The organism is Chloroflexota bacterium, assembly GCA_018648225.1.
Classification (GTDB): domain Bacteria; phylum Chloroflexota; class Anaerolineae; order Anaerolineales; family UBA11858; genus NIOZ-UU35.
Genome location: JABGRQ010000041.1, coordinates 1 through 23466, shown reverse-complemented (window position 1 = coordinate 23466; position 23466 = coordinate 1). Strand labels below are relative to the sequence as shown.

The following is a 23466-nucleotide window of genomic DNA, read 5'->3' as shown; positions in this document are numbered from 1 at the left end:
TGGAGCGGTCACCCCCCATCTCGCCGGGGGCCAGCCCAACCCGGGGCAGCCCATTCTGGTTCCCGCCGCGCCGCCACCTTCCAGAGCGATTCCCCCTCCGCCTCCCCCCCCCGCACCTCCCCCCGCCCGTCCTGCTCCTGCCAACCAACCGGCGCTTAAGATCAAAAATATCAGCGTTTTAACTTCACCCGTCTTTTATGGGCAGGCCTGCACCACCGAACCACTGACAACCAACGTAGTTGTAACGGTTGACTCGGCGGCTGCTGTCAAAACGGCCACGCTGAATTATGCCTACTATGGCAAAGCAGGTTCGTCGGGCGTGCATGCCTTGCCCATGGTTTCCGTCGGCGGATCTGATTTTGGCGCTACGATCAATGCCGGGGGCGAAGCTGAGAAATTCCTGGCACAAGATGGCGGCTGGGCAGATATTTGGGTGGACATACTCGATACCAATGGCAATAACAGCATCAGCAAAGTATCCACAATAACGGTTATCTTTTGTGCCAATATTGTGCCGCCGGGCGGCCAACAGCCACCGGGCGGACAGGCAGGCCAGGGGCCGGGCATCTTGCCGGGATTCCTGCCCGGGGTTGTCGGTCAGGCCGGGCAGGCGGCCGTTTTCCAGCCGGGTCAGGGGCCGGTAGCCGGAATCGTGGCAAATATCTTGCCGCAATGGAATCCGGGCAATTTTTTGCCAAACCAGAAAACAGCCATGCCCGCGGGATTCAAAGCAGAGTTGGCAGCAGATTGTAAAGTTTCATTATCCTGGAAAGATGAAGCCGACAATGAAGTTCATTATGAAATTTCTCGGTATGATCCCGGTTCACCGGACGATAAACCGGTTGCAAAATTACCAGAAAACACCGAAGCATTCACCGATAAAGTTCCACAACCTGGCAAATATGGCTATAATCTCGCTGTTGCCGGGAAAGAAGGCAATCAAATTCGTTTGACTTCGGGGCAGCCAGTTTGGGTAACTGTACCTCCTTCGCAAGATTGCCAGCCACAGCCAAATTTTCAACGGGTTTTCTTCCGATTGCTCTCTTTCGTGCCTGGCGACAGCAGTCTGACCTGGGGATTCATCGAAGCGACTGTAAGAGGTTTGCCGACCATCCGCATTCCTGATGCCAGCAATGTGCGCACTGGGAATTTGGCAAACTATTCTACATTTACGCGCAGTATGCCAGCGCCCGAATCTTTTTATACCGATCCAAATTCGCTCCTGTTCATCGAATTCCAGGGCAATGCCACAGCGGATACCCAAAAAAATCCGCCTACAGCTTTAGGCCAATACGCAAGCTCGCATAGTTATGCCGATATGACGGCCAGCGATGCCCGGACTGCTGTATGGCAAGCCACGGACAAGGGGTTCACAATTACCTACTCAATTTGGATGGAAAACTGGTTCTGGGGAAGTCAAAGCCAGGCCAATCCGAAGGTGCCTGCTCCCTATAATCTAAAATTGACAACCTCCGGCGGTACGCACCGCCTGACCTGGGATTTCGACCCGGCCTTCAATCCAAAATGGCTGGATGGTTTCATCATCTACCGGCAATATACATGCCCCGGGGCGGATGCTGCCATGAAATACCCGCTGACTGTCGGTAAAAGCCTGCAAATGGCATCCATCAATGTGACGGATGCACCCCTGGGCTGTGAATGCGCCTATTCAGTCAGCGCCTATGGCTCGCAGGGCGAGTCGCCCCCCAGCAAGCCCCAACAGGAAACCTGTAAGACCAATGATCCCATTGATAGTGTGGAAGTGACCTTCGAGCAGCTAACTATCAACGAAAAGAATCTACAGAATAATTTACCCTTCAACCCGACCAGCGCCAGCGTGCAGCTTTTTGCCAATGAACATACCCGCCGTTCAGGAATACAACTGTTGGAAGCCAAAACCTACCCACTGAAAGATATGTTTTTCAATGGGCGGAGCGATAATCAAGCGATTATCGTGAATCTGGGGAGCGGCAATTCGCTAACCGTGCATTTGAGTTACTACGTTTCTAATGTCTGCAAGGGCAAAGATTTAGTGATTAGTAAGCAAGGTGATAGCTGGCTTTCAGTCGAAGGGACATATACGATCTTCTCTGGCGATGGTCGTTGTGAGATGCTTGTATCACTAAAAGGAATCCCAACCGCATCTAGTCAATCAGGTTCAAGTGCCAATCTGAATAATGATGGTGCAGCCTGCAACAGCAGCGATGAATGCAAATCAGGGATTTGTGAATCGGGTCTGTGTGCCCCCGCTGTCCTTGGCGGTAACGATGCTTATTGCTTCTTCAATTCCCACTGCATCAGTGGTGTGTGTCTGTGCCGGGCCGATGGCGGTAGAATGATTACCTGTCCGAAAGTCCCCAAGGAGGGCGATGGCGGCAGATGCCGGATTGGCTTGCCCTTAGCTTCACGCTGCACCGACGGAACCCAGTGCGCTAGCAGCAACTGCGCCAATGGACTTTGTGCTCCTTTAGTAGGCCGAGGCCAGATCGGAGATTACTGCCACCACAATGACCAGTGCGCCAATGGCTTCTGCTTCTGCCCCGATGGCTATGATGGCGATTACTGTTCAAATTATAGCGCCAATGCCGACTTTCTTAACCGCCGCGGCGCTTGTGCTCCCTTCCCGGGTTGGGTAAATGGAACATCTTGCACCGAGAATAGCGATTGTAAATCGCGTTATTGCGCCAACGGGTTGTGCGCGCCACGCGATGATACCGGTGTCGCCGGTGAATACTGTCATCATAATAACCACTGTGTCAGCGGCACCTGCAATTGCCCCAGCGGTGAGGCCAATTTCTGGAGCCTGGGGTTCTGCCCGGATTGGCAGAAATTCGATACTAAGACACACGGCACTTGCGAGCCATAATTTTGGCCGGAGGATAAGATGACCAAGAAACAGATGATTACCCTGAATATATTGCTGTTGATCGCCCTGATTGCTGGTGGCTGTGAATATGGGCCGGAGTCTTTGGCGCAGGTGCCCGAAGGTTTGGAAGCCGGTCCGCAAGCTTGGGTCGAGTTCCCTCTGGATGGTGAAACGCTGGATATGGGGCCAATTCCCATTGTGGTTTACGCTGCCAGCCCAGATGGAGTCAGCGGTATAACCGTCAGTGTAGGTGGCGATGTTCTACCCACCGCGGAATTACAGCCGCTTACTACAGATAATAGCACCCGTCTGGTGCGAGTTGACCACTCCTGGCAGCCCCCCGGTGAAGGCGAATACATTATCACAGCCAATGCTGGCGGCGCTACAGCGTCGGTGCGGATTTGTATTGTCACCTGCCGACCGGAGGAAGAAATTGAAAAAGTGCCGACAAATACACCGACCGCTTCGTTGCCCATCATCACTCTGCCACCCGATGTGCTTACCTATACATCCACGCCAACACCCTACACTGAGTCATCGGTCGAATTTTGGTCCGCACCACCTTATATCAACGCCGGGGCATGTACCACGCTCAACTGGAAAGTCTCCGGGGATTTCCAGACGGTCTACTATGAAGGTGCTTTGGTCAATGCCAGCGGCACCCAGACGGAATGCCCGCTGGAAAGCCGCAACTATCAACTACAAGTCGTCGGGCTGGATAACAGCTCCACAGACTATGCAGCTTTTGTTGAAGTCTATCAATCAGATCCTCCGACAGCCACGAAAACCCCATTGCCGCCGTCTACAAGAACACCTACCCCCACTAAACCTCCTGCTCCGGCAGATACGAACGGCCCAACCATCAATTACGTGACTCATATCTGGGAAGGCTGCACCATTTTTGGTGAGGCTGGTATCACGGATTCATCCGGTGTGGTGTGGGCCGAATTCTGGTTCAACCACAACGAAGAAGGCTGGTCGTGGATCGAGATGCAGAAAGATGGCGATCGCTGGGTAAGCAAGGTTGGCATCGAGACGGGTGGCTTTGCAGGTTCCCTCGTTTACAAAGTCAGAACTGAGGATACATTCTACAACGAGAGTTGGTCTGGTGAAACCACTCATAACTTCGCCTATTGCGGCGAGTGAGTAGTAGCCGAAAATAGGGGTGTGTGGGCTGCAATACTTTCCACCCACCCCTATTTTCAGGCTTTCTCTTGCGGAAGTACGTAAACCTTAGGAACTCAAAAAGGAAAACTTGATGAAACGACGTATATGGCAAATCATCCCCCTCATCGTTGCCATTATTCTATTATTGGGGGCGCAAACAACCACTCAGGCTTCACAGGCGGGCGCTTATTTGTATACGCGCGCCACCCCTTCGGTCATCTATGCCGACGGGCAGGATAGCACCACCCTCGAAGTCTTCACCACGAACCAAGATGTTGCTGAGGTCAGTCTGCGCGCTTATAAGAGTGATGAATGGCTACCACTCTACGACGATGGTTCCCGCGGCGACCGCGTGGCTGGGGATGGCGTTTACACTCTGGATGGAGTCACCACTGCCACCTTGCCCCCCGATATGTGGCTCTTCGAGGGTATGGCGGGAACGGCTGATTTCGATATCCAGGTCACTTATGCCAATGGGCAAGCCGCAGATACGGGCTACGATCACATTCGGGTTGTTGATCCCGGTATCCGCTACCCTACTGAGCAAGTAAACTCCAATCTATATGCCAGCGAATACGCGCTCTTTGTTGCAGACTCTCAGGGAGAGATAACTCACGGCGAGCCATATCCATCGGTTGATCAGGAAATCGACCTCGGCGCGGCCACCCGCGAATTTTACAGTATCTACCCCGATGAATTTGACTTTCTGGTGGTAATGCCGATGCACCCCACCTATCGCCCCACGTATGGCTATTCCGAAGGCCCGGTTCCTTTTGCTACCACGGTGCGCGCCGCCGCAGACAATATTGGCGTCGATGATTATTATATTGACGAAACCGTGGACTATGGCTCTCTGGAACGGTTATTGACGGTTATCTATCACAGCGCCGATTATGGCAGCCTGATTACCCATGAAATCGGCCACACCTGGAGCGCTTTTATCGGCGATGAATATGGACTGCAAGATCAGCAATATATGACCGCACACTGGGACGCCAATAGCGACATCGGCGGCATCATGGGAATGTATGTGACCCCCTACGCGGATGACCCAACTACTGAGCTAGATCGTGGCAGCCAGGGGCTGCCGACCAACTTCAATTTACAGGCCAATCCGGATGGCAGTTTCAGGGTGGTGGATGCTCACGGCTACAAAATATATGTTCCGCTCGATCTCTACCTGATGGGTTTGATCCCGCCCGAGGAGGTGCCGCCAGTCCATATCCTCACCAACCCTGATTTCAGCGATCTGGAACACGTCACCGCCCAAGATGTAAAAACCTATACCTATGCCGAGCTCGTGGATATGGCTGGCGGCGCGCGTCATCCAGCCTATCCGGATACGCAAAGCGATTTCAATATCGGTTTTATCTACTTCGCCGATCAGGCGTTTTCTGAGGCTGAAATTGCCTGGGGGTCAATGGTGGCGCGGGAAAGCACTCTGAAGGAATCAGACACGATTAATACTTTTTACCTGGCCACAGGTGGGCGCTCATCGTTGAACGCACGTCTGGCAGACTGGGGTATCCCCGATCTTCCGGCGGCAGCCCTGGCGGAACCCGCCGCGCAAGCGCCAACACAGACTCCCCCAGGATTAGAAATAGACGACCCGCCCCCGCCTTCGCAACAAACTTCTGCAGAACAAGGGCAGCCCGTTTGGAATGAAAATATTCCTTGTGTCTCCAGTCTTGGCATGATGCCATTCATTTTTCTAGGACTGGTTCAAAGGCGCAAGCACAGAAAACGATGAGCGTATTGGTTTTGGAAAGGGGTAGTGCTACATAAGGAAGTGATGATGTCATGCTGAGGCCGTAGGCCGAAGCATCTAGCGGAGCGAAAAACCAGTTAAATGCCATAAATTACGCTGTGCTAGACCCTTCGACTTCGTCTCAGGGTGACAACCAATTTCCTTCATCACTTACATATCATGCACTACCTGGAAAGGTTCATTTTAGTAGACACGTTTAGTTTGTCATTTTGAGCCAGCGGCGAAAAATCCCAGAGAGCCAGAAATATAAAGGTGTAGTCTTCGGCAAGTTGCATGCTAAGCCCTATTGGAGTCAACATGATGAAAATCCAAAAATCGCTCTTATTTGTATTCGCAATAATAATGGCATTTACTTTGGCTTGCAATCTATCGGGCATCTCTTCGCAGGGCGATCAAGCTGTCTTTAACACCGCCGTCGCCAAGACCGCTCAGGCGCAGATTATGCAAATGACGATGCAAGCCCCGCCAACCCAAAATCCAGCGACTGTCGCCCAGCCCACACCAACGCTAACCGACGAAGCTGTTATCAAACAGGCCTTGTTAGCGAAACTCGGCTGGAGCGAGGCAGAACTGGAATTCACGCTCAGCCAGAATACCGGCCAGCACGCCCAAGGGTCGGTCAAGAATGTCAACGAGACGGGGGGAGCGGCCTGGTTTGCCGAACGGAATAACGCCGGTCAATGGGTCATTGCCTATATCGGGCATGGTGTCCCGAGTTGTAGCGAAATTCAGCCTTTCAACTTTCCCGCGGGCTGGCTGAGCTGCTCGGACGCTTCTGGCAATATCATTGATCCTGCAGCCAACCAATCTCTGCCGCCGTCTACGGGTGCAGATGCTTATGCCCCCGATCCACTTGGCCCGGCCTGGTCGGGTATGGCGTTTAGCAAAAACACCTGTTACGACCTGGATGTACTCTTCACAGCCAGTGATGCCACTGTAGACGTTTGCCTGGACAGTAATGTTTTGCTAACGCCCCAAAACGGCGCTACTTTTAGCGGATATGCCGAACTTTCACCCCCGTCTTTGAACACCTGCAAAGCCAAAACACTGACCGCCGATCCGATTGCCCCCAATTCTGACTTGTATATGTGCTTCCAAACCAACCTGGGTAAAAACGGCTTCTTCGTCATGCGCGATGACCAGATGCTTTCCAGCGGCTATATTGTTTTCGATGCGTATGTGTTCCCATAGCCCAATGATGACCCAAAAAGCCTGTCAGAATTTTATTCTGCCAATACGCCAGCACCAGCCGCAGCCCGAGCCTGATAAATTTCTGGCTCAATGCCGGTTTGGATGCTGTAGTCGCTGTACACATGACAGGCAAAGGATTCTTGCATGCCGTCCTGAATAAACGCCACCAGGCAACCGCCAAATCCCGCCCCCGCGCCGCGCGCGCCAAATACGCCCGGAGCAGATACTATCGCATCGTGCATGGCGATCATTTCGGATGAGACGATTTCGTAGAGATCGCGCGCACCGGCAAAGGATTCTAGCGCCAGGCGGCCAGCCTGCACGTGATCACCTGTCTCTAGCGCGGCGGCCATATCCAGCACGCGCTGATTTTCTTCAATGATGAATTTGCAACGTTTGTAAACCAGATGAGTCATATCGGCTTGATGGGCGACAAGCTGCTCCAGGGTGACATCTCGCAAAGATTGGATTTCAGGATAAAAACCATTGAGAATGCGCGCTCCCTGCTCGCATTGGGCGCGGCGTTCGGGGTACTCGGAACCGGTGAGTTCACGTTTGGCGCGCGTATCACAGATCATCACCTGCACGCCCGGAGCAATCGGTTTGATCTCGTGCGTCACAGAGCGGCAATCGAGCAGGATCGTGCTGTTGGCGACGCCCATCGCCGAGGAATATTGATCGAGAATGCCACAATTCATACCCACAAATTCATTCTCGGCGCGCTGGCATATTTTTGCCATTTCAACCGGGGGTAAAGCTAACCCGCTGATTTGGTCAAAAGCTACGGCTGTAGCCACTTCCATGGCAGCCGATGAACTCAGCCCGCTGCCTATCGGCACAGTGCTTTGTACCAGGGCATCAAAGCCTTTCAAATCATAACCTTCTTGTCGCAAAATGGCCGCCACCCCGCCCATATAATTTGTCCACGGGATGGCCTGGTTGTAGCTCACGTTCTGCAAATCAAACTCACCGCAGCCCTCGATATCGAGTGAGCAGACCCGCAGCACGGCATCCGGGCGCGGGCGCAGGGCCAACCAAACATTGAGATCAAGCGCCTGGGTGAGCACATAGCCCAGATTGTAATCGGTGTGGCTGCCCATCAAATCAACCCGCCCGGGGGCCTGTACAAATAACGTTGGGGGTGCGCCAAAGCGTTCGATGAACGCGCTTTCCAGCATAGATTTACGTTGAGTATTTTGCATTGAGCGACCTCCTGCCGTAGCGACCTTGCGTTAAAAAATGTGTATCTTTTTGCTAAAATTATCACCCGGCACGAGAAAATCTACCCGGTGGACGGCGAATTCCTTGATGTCAAAGACAATGCCGGGGGGCACGCGTTCACCTCATTAAAAGACCATGCTCCTCAGCGAAGCTGCCAAAGAGCATGGAATTCATCGAGCGTAATACGTCTTGGTAAACTGCAATCCACTTATCGCGAGTCCGCTCATTCCATGCGTTTGCGCAGGTAAGTGTGCATAATTACCGAGAGTACGATAATCAGGCCATAGATCAACTGTGTCCAGAAACCCGTCAAGCCGATCGCCACCGTCGCGGCTTCGATGGCGCCAATGATGAAGGCGCCAATGAATGTGCCAAAGATGGTGCCAACGCCGCCGAATACGGATGTGCCGCCCAAGAAGACAGAAGCCAGCGTGCGCAGCATGTAGCCTTCACCCAGGCTGGGCCAGAAATAGGTCACGTGCAGGCTGGCGACGACCCCGGCAAACGCTGCTACCAGGCCAATGAACATAAAGCTGAAAATGCGCGTGCGGCCCGTGTTGATGCCCATCAATTCGGCGCTTTTGACATTATCGCCGATCAGGTAAATATGGGCGCCAAATTTGTGGCGGTTGAGTAAAACCCAGGCTAAGATGGCGACGAAGATCAACCACAACATTTGCATGGGGATTTTATCGGCAACCTTGCCCACTAACATGGGGTGCAGGAAGGTATCTTTGGTGTAGATCAAAGTGCCGCTTCTGCCTTGTCCCAACACCAGTACAGCGCCACGCCAGAAAAACTGCGTCCCAATGGTAGCCACCAAAGAGGGAATGCCAAATTTGACCACGATGATGCCATTGAGCCAGCCAATTGCAACACCTGTGATCAATGCAACAATAAAAGCCAACCACACGCTGGCGGTGGCATCATACGTCATCATAAAGGTGATCAAACCCATAGCCATAATGGACGGGAAAGAGAGATCCATTTCTCCGGCAATAATCACCATAGTAAGCGGCATCGCCATCATGGCAAAGAAGGGGATCGTAGACATAAAGGCGTAATAAATTTGCGATTTCAGGAAGGTTTCAGGCGCCATGATGATGAAGAAAATCCACATGGCAACGAAGACGCTAAAAATTCCTAATTGGGTGCCGTTTTTGCGAACCAGTTTTCTGAGGCTGAATTTATCGGAATAGGGTGCCCGGGACTCGGGGGTGGATCCATTCGCGTTGCTCATTTTATCCATCCTTATGCCTAATCTAAACTACCGGTTTCAGCAACCCGGATCATTTTTTCCATCAGCGCGTCGAGGCTGATGTCTTTGGTATAGAATTCGCCAGCCACCTGCCCGCGATCAATCACCACAACGCGGTCTACAACGGAATATACGTGGAAGATATTGTGGTCGATAAAAATGGCCGATTTTCCGGCAGTTTTGATCCCGCGTACAAAATTGAGCAGTTTTTCGGTTTCTTTGAGCGAAAGGCCCATGGTCGGCTCGTCAAGGACGATAATTTCAGCGTCGAAATAAAGCGCACGCACAATCGCCACACCCTGTTTCTCGCCGCCGGAAAATTTACCGACTTTCGAATCAGGTGTCACCGCTGAAGAAGTAAACCCCATCGACTGTACCATCAGGCGGTGGGTCTCTTCCTTCATTCTCTTGACATCCAGAAGACCCCACTTGGTATTCAATTCACGGCCCAGGAAAATATTGCGCCACAGGGTTTGCAGTTCGGCCAGGGCGCGCTCCTGATAGACGGTTTCAACGCCCAGGGCGCGTGCCTTCGGGACGGTGAGTTTTTCAACAGGCTTGCCATTGAAGAAAATATCGCCAGCCGTCTGTTGGTAATAGCCAGTGATGATTTTAATCAGGGTTGATTTGCCTGCGCCGTTGTCTCCCAGCAAGCCCACAACTTCGTTTTCCCCGAGGGTGAAATTGATATTCTGGATGGCTTTGACTTCGCCGAAGGATTTGGATACATTTCTAAGTTCAAGTCGATTTTCCATAAATCTATCTCCAACGTGAATTCAGACGGATAAATAATGATTGCTGAAATAATAACCCAATATTGCTGAATTCAGGTTATATGGATAGCGAGGGCCAGATGGGAAGGCTGCGATGATGCGGTCCTGTTGTAGATCAATACAACTTGGATGACCATCCGGCCCTCGCGTTTTTCTAAACACCGGAACGATTCAGCACCGAAACCGGAGAAAGAAAACCAAACAAACTAGCGAATCTGCTGCTCAACCAGGTCGGCAAGCAAGGCAACGTTATCAGCGTGCAGGAAGCCTGCGCCGGTGTCGATGTGCAGACCGGTGAAAGCGAAGTTGTCGGTCAGGCAGATCTGCAGAACGGACATATAGCCCTGCAGCCACTGCTGCTGGTCGATAACCAGATCGGTCCAGCCGCCATTCACAGCTTCTACGGTAGCGGAGGAAAGATCAAAACCAACAGCATAGACATCATCGGGGCCAAAGCCAGCGCTGCTCAGGAAGGTCTCCAGCGTAGCGGTGAGGGCGCCATGATCGGTGACAACCAGTTTGATGTCGGGATTGGCGGACATCATACCTACGAAAACGGGCACGCCAGCAGCCGCATCGGCGTTGGTGGCATCGTCAATTTCCTGGTAGAGTACTTCAAGTCCAGCGTCTTCAAGGGCATCCACTACGCCCTGGGTGCGCTCGCCACGGCCAGCCTGCGCTAACAAACCCCAGACAAAAGCCTGGTCGCCTTCAACGAGGCCGAAACGGGCAACCGATTCGGCGCCGAGGGCGTAGCCAGCATCATACAGAATGGCGCCAACATAGCCAAAGCCCGCAGAAGCATACTGCGTCTGCAGGGTGGACAGTTGGGTGTTCATGCTGGTGACGATGATACCCTGAGCTTCGGCATCTTCAACCAACGGGCCAAATGCTTCGTCGCCAGGGTGTCCCATGATGGCGATGCCATCGGGGCCAGTAGCAACGGCTTCAACGAACTGGGTGACCATTTTCTCAGGATTCCAGTCTGACCAAACATATTCTACGTTTGCGCCCAGATCAGCAGCAGCCTGAACGGCACCATTGTAGACCACGGTCGCGAAGGGGCCGCCGGGGGAACCGCCGGGGAAGAAAACGATATTCGTGTTGGAGCACCAACCGGTAGCGCCATCATCCTGGGAAGGTTCGTCAGCAAAAGCGGCTCCAGGAAGAGCCAATGCCAGAACCATAACTACAACAAACAACCAATAGAGCTTCTTCATTTAAAAATCTCCTTAAAAAGTGTAAATCTTTCGTGAAACGGTTGACGGTGATTTTATTTTCTTGTCCGCTCAATCCATTTGCACCTCCTCAAAACATATCTTTCTTACCGGGGTTGAATTTATCAACAGCAGATTGCGAGCCTGATTAAGACCATTTTTCGATGTATTTAAGAATTTCGATCTCTTCTTCTTCGCTCTGTGTTGCTACCCACAAAAATAAACCTTCCGGGGTCATGGCGTCGGTAAAGGCGACAATATCCTCTTTTGCCAGGTCAATCACCAGGGGGATCCCGCGGGCTTGTAAATCCTTGATGAACGGAATCCACTGCATAATCGGATAATCGTCGCCAACGCCCTGCACCCATTGCAAAGCATGAACCTCGGGTACGCTCAAAATCGCATCCAAATGCTTGGCGACGCCCTTGCCATCCACATGGAAAATATTATGAGTCATGCTTTTGACTTCTCGCTGGAGAATGGGCAGGCCAAACTCGTTGAAGAAGGCGGGGGAAATCAGGCTGGAAAAATCACAACTGGGGATGTGCATCTTGCCAAAGGAGGGGATGCCCATCCAACTGACTGATAATTGCTGCCTGGCCTTGAGCATGGCATCAAAATAATCGTAAATCTGCTCAAAATCGGCAATCGCCAGTTCGACCAGTTGATGAACGCCATCAGGATTATCGAACAAATCCAGGCACAGCCGTTGAGGATCGCGCCAGGCGGCCACACAGTCCAGCCCGGGGTGCAAATCAGTATAGCCCACCATGAACTGGCCTTCGCCGCGCTCCAGCGCATATTCCGTCAGGGCTTCCATCGTCTTGAAGTAGGGGTTTTGCATATCCAGCCGCACATTGGCGATCTCGTCCCAGGTCTCGACCAACGGATTGGCATACGAAGTCACTTCGCTATAGACCAGCTCCGCGCCATAAAACGCGGCGTAGACCTCCGGCCCCAGGTTGGGAAAATAGACTGGAAAAGTTTCGGCATGGAAACGACGACCTTGCACCGATTTGGCGAATAACTCCACCTGAAGCTCCACATTCAACCACCAGGCTTTTTTCTCTTCGGGTGAAAGCTGCTCGATCTCGTCGGTGGCCGCGTTCAAAAAAGAATTATGCGCCTGAAAGCGGATCGGAGCACGGTCAACAATCTCGTTGTGATACCAGGCTTCAACACGCTGCATCGCCATGTCGAATTGCGGCATGCCTTCCAGTTCTAGCGTCCAGCGTTCCAGAGCGGGTTGTGGTTGTGCCATAGGATTATGCATTAATTGCCGAATACGGCGTTTGGGTAATAGTATTGACCATGGCCCAAAAATTCTCCAGGGGCGTATCCAACTGGACATGGTGGGTGGGTGCCAAAATCAGGCCACCACTCTTCCCGATGGTTTGCAAGCGTTCAAGCACCTCGGCCCGCACATCTGCCGCGGAACCGAAAGGCAGGGTGTGCTGCTCGTCGATGCTGCCCCAAAAACATAACTTATCGCCGAATTGACGTTTGAGTTCAGCGGGGTCCATGCTGGCGGGCTGGATGGGGTTGAGTACATCCAGGCCAATTTCGATCAACTCCGGGATGATGGGCAAGATATTGCCATCGCTGTGATAGGCTACTTTGAGATTGGGGTTGATAGCTTTCAGCTCGGCAATATAATGCGCCATGCGCGGCTTAAAATAGTGCCGCCACATCTTTGGCGAAATCAGCATTTGTTCCTGTGCCCCAAAATCATCGCCGGTCCAGATCATATCCACGCCCATCTCAGCCAGTTTTTTGGCCGCGGTCAGGTGATAGTGGTAGGGAATATCCAGAATGCGGTTGGAGAGATCGGGGTCAAGCGACAGGTCGAGCAGCATTTGTTCCATGCCGCGCAAAGCCCAGGCGGTCTCGAAAATGGTGGTTACGGTCACACCCACAATCCAGTAGTCGGCCTTGAAGGTGCGGATCATCTCCGCGGAGGCAGTGTACAACTCCGGGCGGTGTGGGTCTGGGGGCTGGTAGCCCTCAATGGCTGCCTCCTCTGCCAGGGGGTGAGAGACGATTTCGGTGTAATGACCCACCCCAAAGGGAGTCTCGTAGGCCTTTACATCCCAGCCGATGCCCCACTCGTCGGTATAAGCTTTATCGTCCATATAATAGGAATTCGCCCAGCCGACCGAGGTCAAGAGCATGTCCTCACCGAGGGCGCGTTCCAACTCGTAGGTGTTGCCGCCGCCGTGCGGGTTATGCACACGCTTGCCCTGAAGTTCCATATCGGCGCGCAAGCGCGTGGCAAACTCCGGCGTAAAGCTGGCCTGCATCGGGCAGCGGTCGGGTTCTTCGTGGTTGAGCGCCATTTCGACGCGTTCTCTCGGTTTCATCATTTCTGTCCGTAGACGTTCTGGTAGCGATCGTAGAGTTTGTCGATATCGTTTGGATCCATGGTCAGCGGGGCGCCCAGCATGAGCGAAGTCCAGGCGATGGCGGCATTATCTTCCGTCATCACCGCGGCTTTGACGGCCTTTTCTGCCGTTGACCCGATGGTAAATACGCCGTGACTTTGCAACAGGCAGGCCGGGCTGCGGCTGCCTCTGAGCGTGTCCACCACGATCTGGCCGATTTCTTCCCCGCCGATCAGGGCAAACCCGCCGCAGGGAATCGCTCCGCCGAATTCATCGCCCATCGCTGTAGTAATGCAGGGGATGCTGCGCCCGTGGGTGGCAAAAGCTGTGGCATAACGCGAATGCGTGTGGACAATGCCTTTTACTTCGGGCATGTGGCGGTAAATATAGCAATGTGAAGCCGTGTCGGAGGAGGCTTTATAGTTTCCTTCGACGATTTGACCTTCAAGGTCAACGACGACCATTGTTTCAGGCGTTAAATCAGGAAATTTGATGCCGCTGGGTTTGATTACCACCAGCCCGGATTCCGGATCGCGGGCGCTAACGTTGCCGCTTGTCCAGGCAACAAGGTTGTTACGCGGCAGTTCTAGGTGTAATTGAACGAGGTCTTCTTTGAGTTTTTCTAGCATAAAACTTTCTCGCTTTTTTGTGCGCGATTACGCGCTGAGCGCATCCACGGCGGCTCTTTCGATGACAAGTCCCTTTTCGTAGCGTTCCATAAATGTTAAAAAGCCAGCTACATCCTTTGGATCAGGGGCTATCGTTGTGCCGCTTTCATCAGCAAAAACTTTGTTTGAGAGATAGGCTTCCAGGGTTTCATTCTTTTCTTTATTCAGCTTATAGGCAGCCAGCAAGGCGATTCCCCAGGCCCCGCCCTCGCCTGCCGTCTCCATGACAGAGACTGGGACATTCATGGCCGCCGCCATCATCTTTTGGCCGACTTGCTTTGTTTTGAAGAAGCCACCGTGACCGAGAATCTGGTCAATTTTCACTTTTTCGCGCTCAAAGAGAATATCCAATCCGATCTTCAATGCGCCCAGCGCCGAGAACAGGTGCACGCGCATGAAGTTTGCCAGCGTGAAGCGACTTTCAGGGGTGCGCACGAACAGGGGGCGTCCCTGTTCAAGATGGGTGATATGCTCGCCCGAAAGATAGTTGTAGGCCAGCAGGCCGCCGCCGTCTGCATCGCCGTGGAGGGCCTGTTGATAGAGCATTTCAAATAATTCGGATTGCCCGATCTCCGCGCCAAGCGCCGCGGCGAATTCCTGGAACAGGCCGACCCAAGCATTCAGATCGGATGTGCAGTTGTTGCTATGCACCATGGCCACAGGCTTGCCCATTGGCGTCGTCACCATATCGATTTCGGGATAGACTTGCGAGAGCGCCTTTTCCAAAACAATCATGGCAAAGACGGATGTTCCCGCAGAAACATTGCCCGTGCGCGCGGCAACACTGTTGGTCGCCACCATACCCGTACTTGCGTCGCCTTCCGGTGGAGAGAGTGGAATACTCGCGTGTAGTTGTCCGGTAGAATCGAGCAGTTTTGCGCCTTCTGCAGTGAGAACGCCGCCGGCCTCGCCTGCCACAAGGACTTTGGGCAGGATGTCCTGGAGCTTCCACGGAAAATTTTCCGCTGCGAGCCGTTCGTTGAACAGCGCCAACATATTTTCATTGTAGGTATTGGTCTGGCTATCGATGGGGAACATGCCCGAGGCTTCGCCAACGCCCAGCACTTTTTGACCGGTCAGTTTCCAATGCACATAACCTGCCAGCGTGGTCAGATGGCTGATCTCCCGGATATGCGGTTCCCGATTCAAAATCGCCTGATAAAGGTGCGCAATACTCCAGCGCTGAGGAATATTGAATTGAAACAACTCCGTGAGTTGTTCGGCTGCCTGCCCGGTGATGGTGTTGCGCCAGGTGCGAAACGGGACGAGTAGATTTTCATCCTGATCAAAAGCCATATAGCCGTGCATCATGGCGCTGAAGCCCATAGCGCCAACACTTTTGAGCGGAGTGTTGTGCTGCTCTACCACCGCTTGACTGAGTTCGCGGTAGCTTGCCTGCAAACCCGCCCAGACATCTTCGAGGCTATACGTCCAGATGCCGTTTTCGTAGCGGTTCTCCCAGGCGTGGCTTCCCGTTGCAATCGGCTTGTGATCTTCACCAATCAGCACTGCTTTGATGCGCGTGGAACCCAATTCGACGCCTAAAATAGTTTTTCCGCTCCCTATGGCTTGACGGATATCATTTTGCTTCATATTCATCACTCATTAGATAATTTCTAAAGTAGCCGGGCGAGGGATGATTTTTCCATCCACCTCGACTTCGACAAACGGCCAATCTGGGATTTCGGTGAGGATTTCGGCGTGATCAGCGTGGATCAGGATGGTATCTTCGGATTTGGTGCCGGTGATGGATGGATTCCAGGCATAGGCCTGACCGGCGGTAACGATGGTGTTCTCACCCGGGGCGGCTACGGCTTCCCGGGGCTGGTAGCCCGCCGGGCCGCCCTGATGATGAAGCTGCCACTCGTTCTCGAAGCCGTGTTGTGCATATAGGGTTTGTGCCAGTTTAAAAATAGTGCCTAAGCTTCTGCCAGGGCGCGTGGCGGCAATAAGCGCCGCATCAATCTCGGCAACGGCCTGGGCTTTACGGCGTAGTTCGGCGGGCATGGGGCCAAAGTGAATTAGCCGTGTCACCGAGCAAACCAATCCGTGCTGCCGTCCGCAGAGCACCAGCATGGCATATTGCTCGAGTTTTTTCTGCGTGGGCAGCGGGTGACGGAAATAGTAGACGCGCTCGTCGGTGGCAATCAGGTTGATAATCGGCTGCACGCCGCGGCGCTGGGTTTCTGCGCCTAGCAGAGCTGCAATCTCAAATTCTGTCATGCCAGGCTGCACCTGCCGGATGGCGGTATCCATTGCGGCGGCGCATTCGCGCGCCAGGCCTCGGAAACGCGCCTGCTCTTCGGGTGTCAGAACCAGCCGCAAAGGAGTCAGCTCCGCGCTCAAATCGGTATCGCCAGGATATATGCCGTCCGTCCCCAAATGCAAGCCAGTGGTACGGCGGGCAATTTCATCCACCGTGTGATACCAATCGGTGACAATAAATTCCCAACCCTGGGCTTCAAGCTTTTCTTCGGCGCGCAGGCGGGCGGCCTCAATATTATTGGTAATCAGATAACGACCGACGGGCGTGATGAGCAGTGCAGCCACGCCCACGCTATCGGCGGTATTGACGTAGGATGCCGCCCCGCCCGTTAGCCAGGCAAAGTTGGCAACGCTCTGGAGGAGTAAAGCGTTCAGGCCGTGCCGGGCTAACAGGGCGTCGATATTGGCAAGCTTGAGGGATAATTCTGAACTCATCATTTATTGATGCAAGTACACATTCCAGCCGAGGTATTTGCCCAGCGCTTCCTGAATAGCGGAAGCAGTTTCCGATAAATTGACGGCGACATGGTGTTCGTAGCCGTTCTCGCAGATGTAGTGGAGCAGGTTTTGCAAGTTGGGGATTTTGACAACGCCGTAGCCGCCAAAGGTCTTGATCGGATCGTCGGTGAGTTCGCCTTCGCCAACGTAGGCGGAAATCTGTCCGTTGAGGTCATCGGTGGAGACCCGTAGGTAGGTGAACGGGCCGGTGCGCACGCGACCAACTACGGTGCCAAAGGTATTTTCTTTGCCCACAGTCCCGGCGATGATTTCCTGATAATCCATCACGGGGATATTATCGGGGGCAATCGTGTCATCGACAAAAATATCTTTGGGCAAGTTCGAGCAGTGGAAGATGACGCCCTTGTCGGGGTCATCACCGTAGTTGTTGTTCCAGTCTACGACAGCGCTGGGTGTTTGGGAGGCTAGCGCCAGGGCATACATGCCCACAACCCCGGCGATGTCGGTTTCGCAAGCGGAAGGCATGAGTTTATTGCTCATCATACTCATCAACGTACAGGGAACCACGCCAAAAAATTCTTCCATTGATGTCCAGCACTGGATCGCGCTGGCGACCAGTTGCATCTCTTCCATCCAGGTATCCATGACAACGCCGAATTTTGCCATTTTGAGCAGGGCATCATCGGGGATGTCTTTAGTGGGCACGTAGGCGGTAATCTGGGCTAATTTTTCAACTACCTGAGGCTCGTCATCGGGCAATCGTTCGACACGCCCGAAGGCTTCCGAAAGGTCGAGAGTTTCCACCGAAATGCCAGAATGTTCGAGTAATTTTTCGCTATAACGCACCGTATTGAAGGCCGTAGGCCGCGCACCCAACGCGCCGATGCGAGCATTTTTCAGGCCGCCGACCAAGCGGCAAACAGAAGCAAAGCTGCGCAAGTCGGCGCGGAAGCTGGCACTCTCCGGATCGACGGTGTGCAGTTCGGTCAGGGTGTATTTAATGCCATACTGGCGCAAGTTGTTGCAGGCCGACATTTTGCCGCAAAACGAGTCGCGGCGGTCAGCAATGGTCATGTGGGTGGCATCATCCGGGAAGGCCTGGATCAGCACCGGGACGTTCAGATCAGCCCAACGCAGGGCGTTGGCAATCGCCCGCTCGTCACCAAAATTGGGCAGGGTCACCAAGATGCCATCGATTTCATCACTGTGCGCCCTAAAGAGGTCGGCGCATTTTTGAGCATCTGACAGGCTTTCGATGCTACCGTAGGTAGTTTCGTCGGGAGTGAGCGCAATCGCTTTTATGCCCTCTTCTTCGAGAACCTTCAGGATTGTGGCTCTTCCGGTTTCGCATAAATGGGATGGGAAAAATCCCCGATTTCCAACGATCACGCCAAGTGTTAGATTATTCATAATTTCCTCATGACTCATTCTCGGACTGAACTTTTGCGCACAATTAATCTGGGTTCGACCCAGCAAACATCGGGGTAAAATTCTTCACCGTCTTGATGGGCCTGAATAGATTTTGAAATTTGCTCAACAGCAATTGCGCCCAAAGTGACGGCGTTTTGACGAATCGTGGAAAGAGTTGGATAAAAATAAGCCGCTTCAGGGATATCGTCAAAGCCGACAACGCCCAAATCTTGGGGAACATTTAACCCCATCCGTCTCGCAGCCTGAAATACCCCTAACGACATTTGATCATTGCAGACGAAAACGGCATCAATATCTGGCGATTTTGCAATTAGTGCATGGATGCCAACTTCACCACTGGCCGCAGACCAATCGCCCTCGACTTTCAAATTTTCCAAATCATCGAGTCCCGCTTCCTGCATAGCCTCGCGCCAACCCAGTTCACGTTGTTTGGCTTCCCACCATGTGAAAGGGCCACAAATAATACCAATGCGGCGATAGCCTTGCTCCAGCAGGTGTTGGGTTGCCAAATAGCCCCCAAGGCGGTTATCCATCGCAACCACTGTCTCATTCTCGGTTTTTTCTTTGTTCAAATATACAATCGGGAGACCAATATCCAACGCTGTTTGCGATAAATCTAAAAAGTAATCATTGATGCCAGGCACAGCCCAAATAATCCCCTCCACTTGGCGCGATATGAGATTGCGAATAATTTCGTCGATACGATCCGTCTCGAAACGGTCCAGCAGACTTAGGAGGAACGATAAACCTAATTCGTTGGATTTTTGCTCGATACCAGTCAGGGCGCTTGTAGAACCATAATAACCCAACCCGAACCCGATCACCCCCAATGTATTACTTCTACCGCGACTCAAACTGCGCGCCAGCACATTGGGGGCATACCCTAAATCTGTAATAACTTTTTGCACTCGAGTTCGTGTATCAGGAGAAACATCCGGGCGATTATTGATCACGCGCGAAATTGTTTGCGTAGAAACTCCTGCTGCCTTGGCTACATCTTTGATGGTGATCTTGTGGTTGAGTGCCATCTGCGTCCTTCAATATGTTATCGTTCACGTTATCGCTAATAATTCGTAAAGCCACTATAGCACGAGTTGTTACGATTCTCAAGAACAATATGTGGTTTATCATACGATTTAAGTGATTTTAAGCAGATATTATTGCGAAATCAGCTAGCAGAAAATTGTTATCGCTTCCGTTATCGATAACACAACGGCAACTTTGTGCTAAAATGTTGCTTTGCGTTGATAATACAAATAACAAGAGAAAGGTTGAATAGGAATTTACAGATGAACAAACTTGAAGGTATTTTATGGGATATGGATGGCGTACTCGTGGATACCGGTGAATTTCATTTCCATTCCTGGCAAACTGCGCTGGATGCCCACAATATCCCCTTCTCGCGACAGGCTTTCCGGGAAACCTTTGGTATGAACAACACCGGGATTCTGAAACTGCTGCTCGGCGAACGCTTCATCCCTACGCTATACGAAGAAATCAGCACCCAAAAAGAGATTAGTTTTCGCCAGGCTATTCAGGGGAAGGTTGCGCTTTTGCCCGGTGTGAGCGGTTTGCTCGATGCCGTACAAAAAGCAGAAATTCCACAGGCTATCGCCTCATCTGCTCCCCCTGAGAATATTCACGCCATTATCAGTGAACTGGGTTTGGGCGATTTCTTCCAGGCACAGATTTCAGCCTTTGCCATGCCCGGCAAGCCCGATCCGGCGGTCTTTCTGGCCGCGGCGCAGGCGTTGAAAGCGACTCCGTCAGCGTGTGTCGTCATCGAAGATGCCATCGCCGGAGTGCAGGCTGCTCAGCGAGCCGGGATGAAGTGCATCGCCGTCACAACCACGAATAGCGCCAGTGTTCTTAGTTTTGCCGACCGGGTTGTGGCAAATCTGGTTGAACTTACGGTGAAAGACTTGGAATTATTGTAGCGGAATTTCAGGCTTGTCCCAGCCGCGCCCAACGCTCAACGGGGAAACCACGCGCAGAAAATGGGCGAAAAATGGCAGCAACCCTCGCAGGCGTTTTTCCGTCTCCTCACGGCTGGCATCCCGCGCCTGGCGCAGCTCGTCTGCATCCACACCATAGATGAGGGGATCCTCCCAGGCCAGCCAATCCACATCTTGACGGAATAATTCATCTCGCAACAACAGCACCATCTCGATCAAGATGCCAAAATCGTGGCTCTCGATCTGAGGCAACAGCGCCGTCAGTTGAGCGGCGTTCATCACCATATACGACCAGGCAAAATCGAAATATTTCCCAAACAGCAACTCCCCCGCTTCAATGAGCAGATGTTCCAAACGGCGATAATTTTGCGGATAAGTAGCCCAGGCCGATGTAGACCGTTGAAAGAGCGTCGGGCGGGACGCAGCCCGGGCGCTGGCGGCGCGCAAATCGGCCTGATACTGTGCCCGATGCTGTGTTCCGTAAGCGAAGATGATCCGATCCAGATCGCATAAATGCAACGCAGTCTCCACCACGCATGCCCGTATCGCCTGCCGATATCCGCTAAGATAATGGTCGCCGGGCAGCGTTCCGGGCGTGTTGAGATTGACGGCAAAAAAATCATCCGCTCCCATCCATTGCAGATATTCGCCTTGGCGCTGCTCAGTTGGCGGCGAAAGACTGATAAACGCCCGCTCGAAATTTTCTTTGAGAAACGATGTGATCGCCTGAATCTGCGCCAGCATCAGCCCTGTGGGATCGTGCAGCGGCGAAACCAGTACCGCAGCCGTCATTGGGCAAAAGCCTCCAGCATGGCAGCCACGTTCGCCATCGGAATATCCGACATCATGCGGTGCGAAGGCGCCAGCAATAAACCGGTTCCATTGGGGGCCAGTTCGGTTTTGCAGCGCGCAACGGCCTGCTGCACCTCGGCGGGAGAGCCGTAGGGCAGCACCGTTTGGGTAGAGATGCCGCCATAATAGGCTAACTGCGTGCCAAAGGTGCTTTTCAGCCAGGTGTGATCGAGTACTTCCGGCTGAACGGGGTTGAGGGTCGTCAGGCCAATTTCGACCAAATCTGGGAGGATCGGCATGATCTGTCCATCAGAGTGCATCAATATCGGCAGCCCGGCCTCGCGAAATGGTTCGAACAAGCGTGCCAGCCGCGGCTTGATGAATTGCCGCCACATCGCTGGGGAAAAGAGCAAACTCTTTTGGGCGCCATAATCATCGCCAAAGTAGCCGCCATCCACCCCCAAGGCGATGAAGCGACGAATCAGCACCAGTTGAATTTCGGTGATTCGCTCAAGAATTTCCTCGACAAATATTTCATCTATCGCTAAATCCAGTAAAAAATATTCAAAGCCGCGCAACGACCAGGCGCGCTCAAACAAGGCCCAGCCGAAATTTGGCGTTATAAAATGCTGGCCCTGATCAGCGGCTATTTTGGCCGCGGCATCATCCAGCAGATGCGGGGCGTGCGGATCGGGCCAGGCGAAAGCATCCAACTCTTTCGAATCGGCCAGCGGATTGAAAGCAGTGTAGTAGCCCTCCTCCTCCACGTCGAACCCTGCACCCCACCAGTCAAATTTAATTTTCCCGTCGGGGCTATAGCTTGCCGGGTATGAAAGATCAACCCGGAGCATGTGGTTGCCTAGCCTATTGGGCAAATTTTCCAAAGAACAATCGAGATGGGCGGCTAATTCTTCGCCCATGGATTGCGTATAATTCACCTGAGTAGGCAGATGGTTTACCGGTTGATGGGTGAGCGCCTTGCGCACACGTTCTTTTGGAGTCAAGATTACCACCGTTGATGTACTGATTTTTTAATCATAGTTTTATAGATGTCACGGACGGCTGCCATCGTTTCAGCGGAAAGCGGCGTTAAATCGGCGGCCCTGGCATTCTCGGCAGCCTGTTGGGAATTTTTAGCGCCTGGGATGGTGCAACTGACCGCATCGAACATCAGAATCCAGCGCAAGGCAAACTGCGCCATACTGCTGCCCTGGGGGATGAGCAACCGTAATTTTTCGACGGCTTCCAACCCCAATTTGTAATCGACCCCCGAGAAAGTTTCGCCGACATCGAAAGCTTCCCCATGACGATTATATTGGCGGTGATCGTCGGCGGTAAATTGCGATTTCGGGTTAAATTTCCCACTCAGCATCCCCGAAGAAAGCGGCACGCGGGCCAGAATGCCAACTTTTCGCCGTTGGGCTTCGCTGAAGAATAATTCGTTGGGGCGCTGGCGAAAAATATTGTAGATAATCTGTACCGACTGAACCCCTGGATACTCGATAGCCTTCAGGGCCTCTTCCATTTTTTCGACACTGACGCCATAATAGCGCAGCTTGCCAGCCTGCACTAAATCGTCCAGTATGCCGAAAACTTCCGGGCGATAATATACCTCTGTCGGCGGGCAATGCAATTGCACCAGATCAAGGGTTTCGGTCTCGAGGTTCTTGAGGCTGCGCTCGACAAAGCGAGTGATATTTTCTCGATTATACCCATCGGCTGTGTGAGGGTTCAGCCGCCGCCCCGCCTTGGTAATGATATAGAACTCTTCCGGACGCTCGCGTTTGAGTTGCGCCAATAGTTTTTCACTGCGGCCATCCCCGTAAACATCCGCCGTATCGAAAAGATTGATGCCTTCATCTAAAGCAGTGTGCAAGGCGGCAATGGCATCTTTTTTCTCAACCTGGCCCCAATCGGCCCCAATTGCCCAGGCTCCAAAACTTACGGCTGAAACCCGCCAGCCAGTACGACCAAATTCTCGATAGTTCATTAATTAATCCGTATTCGTTCAGTTGATAACCGGTAGCAGGGAAGGGACAGGCCTGCCCTGGATG

Annotated in this window: 18 protein-coding genes and 1 pseudogene; 5 read left to right on the top strand and 14 right to left on the bottom strand. The window is 52.8% G+C overall.

Annotation, left to right across the window (positions count from 1 at the left end):
* Positions 1-61 precede the first annotated feature (61 nt).
* From HN413_02070 to HN413_02055, 4 genes and pseudogenes are all read left to right on the top strand, one after another.
* Positions 62-142 (top strand): annotated as a pseudogene (locus HN413_02070) (energy transducer TonB).
* 2742 nt (positions 143-2884) lie between these two features.
* The gene (locus tag HN413_02065; GenBank protein ID MBT3389175.1) at positions 2885-4012 is read left to right on the top strand and encodes an Ig-like domain-containing protein; all 1128 of its coding nucleotides are present in this window, start codon (positions 2885-2887) and stop codon (positions 4010-4012) included.
* 112 nt (positions 4013-4124) lie between these two features.
* A complete protein-coding gene (locus tag HN413_02060) occupies positions 4125-5783 on the top strand; it encodes a hypothetical protein (GenBank protein MBT3389174.1) in 1659 nt (552 codons plus the stop codon).
* Between the two features lie 315 nt (positions 5784-6098).
* Positions 6099-6992: a hypothetical protein gene (locus tag HN413_02055; GenBank protein ID MBT3389173.1), complete on the top strand. Its 894-nt coding sequence runs from the start codon at positions 6099-6101 to the stop codon at positions 6990-6992.
* Positions 6993-7024: 32 nt separating this feature from the next.
* Here the strand turns inward: HN413_02055 and galK are convergent, their stop codons facing one another.
* The 11 genes from galK to HN413_02000 form a co-directional block, all read right to left on the bottom strand.
* Positions 7025-8194, bottom strand: coding sequence for a galactokinase (gene galK, locus HN413_02050; GenBank protein ID MBT3389172.1), 1170 nt, complete (start codon positions 8192-8194; stop codon positions 7025-7027).
* Positions 8195-8436: 242 nt separating this feature from the next.
* A complete protein-coding gene (locus HN413_02045) occupies positions 8437-9453 on the bottom strand; it encodes an ABC transporter permease (protein MBT3389171.1) in 1017 nt (338 codons plus the stop codon).
* Positions 9454-9470: 17 nt separating this feature from the next.
* Positions 9471-10226: a sugar ABC transporter ATP-binding protein gene (locus HN413_02040; protein ID MBT3389170.1), complete on the bottom strand. Its 756-nt coding sequence runs from the start codon at positions 10224-10226 to the stop codon at positions 9471-9473.
* A 224-nt stretch (positions 10227-10450) separates the two neighbouring features.
* Positions 10451-11464, bottom strand: coding sequence for a substrate-binding domain-containing protein (locus tag HN413_02035; protein MBT3389169.1), 1014 nt, complete (start codon positions 11462-11464; stop codon positions 10451-10453).
* A 145-nt stretch (positions 11465-11609) separates the two neighbouring features.
* The gene (locus tag HN413_02030; GenBank protein ID MBT3389168.1) at positions 11610-12722 is read right to left on the bottom strand and encodes a hypothetical protein; all 1113 of its coding nucleotides are present in this window, start codon (positions 12720-12722) and stop codon (positions 11610-11612) included.
* A gap of 4 nt (positions 12723-12726) precedes the next feature.
* The gene (locus tag HN413_02025) at positions 12727-13824 is read right to left on the bottom strand and encodes a hypothetical protein (protein ID MBT3389167.1); all 1098 of its coding nucleotides are present in this window, start codon (positions 13822-13824) and stop codon (positions 12727-12729) included.
* Positions 13821-14471, bottom strand: coding sequence for an L-ribulose-5-phosphate 4-epimerase (locus tag HN413_02020; GenBank protein MBT3389166.1), 651 nt, complete (start codon positions 14469-14471; stop codon positions 13821-13823). The genes HN413_02025 and HN413_02020 overlap by 4 nt, the downstream gene beginning before the upstream one ends.
* Positions 14472-14498: 27 nt before the next feature.
* Entirely contained in the window at positions 14499-16109 is a 1611-nt protein-coding gene (locus HN413_02015) for an FGGY-family carbohydrate kinase (protein ID MBT3389165.1), read from the bottom strand.
* A gap of 6 nt (positions 16110-16115) precedes the next feature.
* Positions 16116-17210 (bottom strand): aminopeptidase P family protein, encoded by a 1095-nt coding sequence (locus HN413_02010; protein ID MBT3389164.1) that lies wholly within the window; start codon positions 17208-17210, stop codon positions 16116-16118.
* A 3-nt stretch (positions 17211-17213) separates the two neighbouring features.
* Positions 17214-18644 carry a fucose isomerase gene (locus HN413_02005; GenBank protein ID MBT3389163.1) on the bottom strand — a complete coding sequence of 477 codons (1431 nt, stop codon included), beginning with the start codon at positions 18642-18644 and terminating at the stop codon, positions 17214-17216.
* Positions 18645-18658: 14 nt separating this feature from the next.
* Positions 18659-19693, bottom strand: a complete 1035-nt coding sequence (locus HN413_02000; protein MBT3389162.1) for a LacI family DNA-binding transcriptional regulator — start codon at positions 19691-19693, stop codon at positions 18659-18661.
* A gap of 261 nt (positions 19694-19954) precedes the next feature.
* Here HN413_02000 and HN413_01995 point away from each other — a divergent pair, with 261 nt between their 5' ends.
* The gene (locus tag HN413_01995) at positions 19955-20602 is read left to right on the top strand and encodes an HAD family phosphatase (protein ID MBT3389161.1); all 648 of its coding nucleotides are present in this window, start codon (positions 19955-19957) and stop codon (positions 20600-20602) included.
* Here HN413_01995 and HN413_01990 read toward each other — a convergent pair.
* From HN413_01990 to HN413_01980, 3 genes are read right to left on the bottom strand one after another with little or no spacing between them, the layout of a single operon-like run.
* Entirely contained in the window at positions 20594-21412 is an 819-nt protein-coding gene (locus tag HN413_01990; protein ID MBT3389160.1) for a hypothetical protein, read from the bottom strand. The genes HN413_01995 and HN413_01990 overlap by 9 nt on opposite strands.
* A complete protein-coding gene (locus tag HN413_01985; protein MBT3389159.1) occupies positions 21409-22416 on the bottom strand; it encodes a hypothetical protein in 1008 nt (335 codons plus the stop codon). The genes HN413_01990 and HN413_01985 overlap by 4 nt, the downstream gene beginning before the upstream one ends.
* A gap of 2 nt (positions 22417-22418) precedes the next feature.
* Positions 22419-23402 (bottom strand): aldo/keto reductase, encoded by a 984-nt coding sequence (locus tag HN413_01980; GenBank protein MBT3389158.1) that lies wholly within the window; start codon positions 23400-23402, stop codon positions 22419-22421.
* Between the last annotated feature and the right edge of the window lie 64 nt (positions 23403-23466).

Coding starts and splice junctions, on each gene's coding strand:
- HN413_02065 (MBT3389175.1), top strand. CDS start 2,885: ATGACCAAGAAACAGATGATTACCCTGAATATATTGCTGTTGATCGCC.
- HN413_02060 (MBT3389174.1), top strand. CDS start 4,125: ATGAAACGACGTATATGGCAAATCATCCCCCTCATCGTTGCCATTATT.
- HN413_02055 (MBT3389173.1), top strand. CDS start 6,099: ATGATGAAAATCCAAAAATCGCTCTTATTTGTATTCGCAATAATAATG.
- galK (MBT3389172.1), bottom strand. CDS start 8,194: ATGCAAAATACTCAACGTAAATCTATGCTGGAAAGCGCGTTCATCGAA.
- HN413_02045 (MBT3389171.1), bottom strand. CDS start 9,453: ATGAGCAACGCGAATGGATCCACCCCCGAGTCCCGGGCACCCTATTCC.
- HN413_02040 (MBT3389170.1), bottom strand. CDS start 10,226: ATGGAAAATCGACTTGAACTTAGAAATGTATCCAAATCCTTCGGCGAA.
- HN413_02035 (MBT3389169.1), bottom strand. CDS start 11,464: ATGAAGAAGCTCTATTGGTTGTTTGTTGTAGTTATGGTTCTGGCATTG.
- HN413_02030 (MBT3389168.1), bottom strand. CDS start 12,722: ATGGCACAACCACAACCCGCTCTGGAACGCTGGACGCTAGAACTGGAA.
- HN413_02025 (MBT3389167.1), bottom strand. CDS start 13,824: ATGATGAAACCGAGAGAACGCGTCGAAATGGCGCTCAACCACGAAGAA.
- HN413_02020 (MBT3389166.1), bottom strand. CDS start 14,471: ATGCTAGAAAAACTCAAAGAAGACCTCGTTCAATTACACCTAGAACTG.
- HN413_02015 (MBT3389165.1), bottom strand. CDS start 16,109: ATGAATATGAAGCAAAATGATATCCGTCAAGCCATAGGGAGCGGAAAA.
- HN413_02010 (MBT3389164.1), bottom strand. CDS start 17,210: ATGAGTTCAGAATTATCCCTCAAGCTTGCCAATATCGACGCCCTGTTA.
- HN413_02005 (MBT3389163.1), bottom strand. CDS start 18,644: ATGAATAATCTAACACTTGGCGTGATCGTTGGAAATCGGGGATTTTTC.
- HN413_02000 (MBT3389162.1), bottom strand. CDS start 19,693: ATGGCACTCAACCACAAGATCACCATCAAAGATGTAGCCAAGGCAGCA.
- HN413_01995 (MBT3389161.1), top strand. CDS start 19,955: ATGAACAAACTTGAAGGTATTTTATGGGATATGGATGGCGTACTCGTG.
- HN413_01990 (MBT3389160.1), bottom strand. CDS start 21,412: ATGACGGCTGCGGTACTGGTTTCGCCGCTGCACGATCCCACAGGGCTG.
- HN413_01980 (MBT3389158.1), bottom strand. CDS start 23,402: ATGAACTATCGAGAATTTGGTCGTACTGGCTGGCGGGTTTCAGCCGTA.